3 protein-coding genes are annotated in these 2564 nt (G+C 61.5%); all 3 read right to left on the bottom strand.

Annotation, left to right across the window (positions count from 1 at the left end; translation table 11 throughout):
- On the bottom strand, positions 1-1396 hold a 1396-nt coding region (locus Q0072_RS05290), incomplete at its 3' end, for a recombinase family protein (protein ID WP_298326764.1).
- Positions 1397-1478: 82 nt separating this feature from the next.
- Positions 1479-1691 (bottom strand): hypothetical protein, encoded by a 213-nt coding sequence (locus tag Q0072_RS05285; protein ID WP_298326761.1) that lies wholly within the window; start codon positions 1689-1691, stop codon positions 1479-1481.
- Between the two features lie 340 nt (positions 1692-2031).
- Positions 2032-2505 (bottom strand): hypothetical protein, encoded by a 474-nt coding sequence (locus tag Q0072_RS05280; RefSeq protein WP_298326766.1) that lies wholly within the window; start codon positions 2503-2505, stop codon positions 2032-2034.
- Positions 2506-2564 lie beyond the last annotated feature (59 nt).

Here is a 2564-nt window from a genome sequence, read left to right as displayed (position 1 = left end):
CGATATCAGCCGGCACGTCCAGGGCAGGGATGATGGGCATGGCGGCCAGCTTGGCACGCAGCTCGGCCTCCTGGGCTTCCAGTTCCTCCAGCCGGGCGATCAGGGATTTCTGCCTGGGACTTTCTTCGATTGCCGTCAGGATGGCGGCGACGCGCCGTTCCACGGCGGCCAGGGCCTGCCGCTCCTGTTCCTGGCGACCGCGCAGCTCACGGTTCTGCCGGTCGGCCTCCTCGATATAGCCTACAAGGGCGTCGGTTACCCTCTCGGGCGTCACCAGCTTATGCCGCAGTCCGTCCAGGACGCGCGCCTCGATCTCCCGGCGCTTGATCGTATGGCCATTACCGCAGGCGCCGCGCCGATAATGGTTGGCGCAGCCATAGCGGGCCCGGAAGACGATATTATACCGGTTGCCGCAACACCCGCATTGCAGCAGGCCGGACAACAGGGCGTCGGGCCGGCGGGCACCGGTCAGCCGGTTGGCATGGGCCTCCCGGGTGGCGGCAATGCTGGTCTCGTGCTTGATGGACAACGCCTCCTGGCGCCGGCGCACGGCTTGCCAAAGCTCATCATCCACGATCCGCAGGTCTGGCACCTCCGTCCTGATCCAGGCGCTTTCCGGGTTCAGCTTGGGCACACGCTTGCCGGTGGACGGATCTTTGCGGTAGCGGAGCTTGTTCCAGACCAGCATGCCGATATACATTCCATTATTGAGGATACCGGTGCCGCGGACGACATGGCCTCTGATGGTCGTGTCGCCCCAGATGCTGCCTGCGGGGCCCGGAATGCCTTCGGCGTTCAGCCTACCAGCGATTGTCCGTGGGCTGACACCATCGGCGAATTCCCGGAAGATGCGCCGCACGATGCTGGCCTCGGCCTCGTTGATCCGGCGATCCCCCCTGATGGGTTCGCCATGGGAATCGAACTGCCGGATCACGTCATAGCCGTAACAGACGCCGCCGCCTGCCTTACCCTTCTCGACGCGGCCGCGCAGGCCGCGATGGGTTTTGGCGGCTAAGTCTTTGAGAAACAACGCATTCATCGTTCCCTTTAGGCCGATATGCATTTCGTTGATTTCGTCGTCGGCCAGCGTGACGATCTTGATGCCCAGGAAGGTCAGCTGCCTGTGCAGAATGGCGATATCGGCTTGGTCCCTCGACAGTCTGTCCAGGGCCTCGGCCAGCACGATGTCAATCGCGCCGGACTGGGCGTCGCGGAGAAGCGCCTGGATGCCGGCCCGTCCCACCATGGACGCACCGGATATTGCCGCGTCCTTGTAGCAGCCCACGACCTGCCAGCCTTGCCGAAGCGCCCGCTCTCGACAAATCCGGATCTGGTCCTCGATGGAGGACGCGCTTTGCTGGTCCGATGAATATCTGGCGTAGATGGCGGCACGCATGCAGGCACTCCAGGATGTGAAATCCAACCTGTTTGGTCGGGCGATGTCAATGGTGGGGCGGGTGACGCTGCTGACCCCCGGATTATGGCGGCGGGTTATCCGGCTTGACGGCGGTGTTGGCCGCCCGTGCTTGGAAATGCTGGCGGGCCAGCAGCTGGCCCAACTCGCGCGCTAACTGCGATATGGTGGCGTCGATGTTGACGGTCTGGCCACCATTATCGTTGCAGGCTTCCAGGACGAGCCGTGAGGCCACGCCGGCGGATCGCTTGTCGGTTGGGGGTAGGGGCTTGGACATGGTTGCACCTCAATCATGGGGCACACAATGCGCCCTCCATGATTCCCAGATGCTCCAATGCCAAGAGATCAAACAGCCCTCGTATTCATGCGATATTCGCATGATTAATCCATCAAGGTATGCGTCTATGGGCGGTGGACGTGTTCATCAAACCAAGACTGACCCCTGGTCCAGGAAGTGGATCATCGCATCCTCGAAGATGTGGCACCCAGTTTGAAGTTCTTGAATGTGACCACTTGGCGAACGGAGCTGGCTGACGCATATGAATGGCCCATCTCCTTGGAATAGGCTCCCCCATGATCGGGCCCAGCCGGCAGGGGGAAGCATGTGATCATGGTATCTATTTCTGGGCAACGCGCACCGAGGAGACCAGTTCCTCAACCTCTGCACCGATCATGGTTCCATGCGCGACCAAGATTGAAGCCATTTCATTGATGAGCTGAACGCGCGGGCGGAGCAGTGCCATCACCTCTTCATGTTCAACCGCCAGCAGACGGCTGACCTCATCGGCGAGGGACGGATAGGCGCGGAGAAAGGCGGAGATGGTATCGGGGTCGGCGTCGCCGAGCCAAAGGAGGCGGCTACCAAGACCGTGGCCGGCGATCATGGCAGTCGCAACGCTGGTGGCGCGGGCAAGATCGCTCTGGGTAGAACCACCGGATCCCAGGCCGACGGACCCAAACCGCAATTCCTCCGCGGCACGACCACCAAGGAGGACACGGATGTGCCGCCGTGCTTCGTCCTGGGTACTGAATGTTGATTTCCACGCGGAACTGACCCGGGATTTCCGTCGAGAATTGACCCACCTATGAATTATGCGGCTTGGTTCATGATTGGGTCAAGGCATGTGGATTTCCCTTTCTCTTGCCGGAT

Origin of the sequence: Asticcacaulis sp., from assembly GCF_027484505.1 — a bacterium.
GTDB lineage: Bacteria > Pseudomonadota > Alphaproteobacteria > Caulobacterales > Caulobacteraceae > Asticcacaulis.
This window is presented reverse-complemented; position numbering and strand designations above follow the sequence as displayed.

Excerpts from the sequence above, each read along its gene's own strand:
- Q0072_RS05285 (WP_298326761.1), bottom strand. The coding sequence starts at position 1,691 with ATGTCCAAGCCCCTACCCCCAACCGACAAGCGATCCGCCGGCGTGGCC.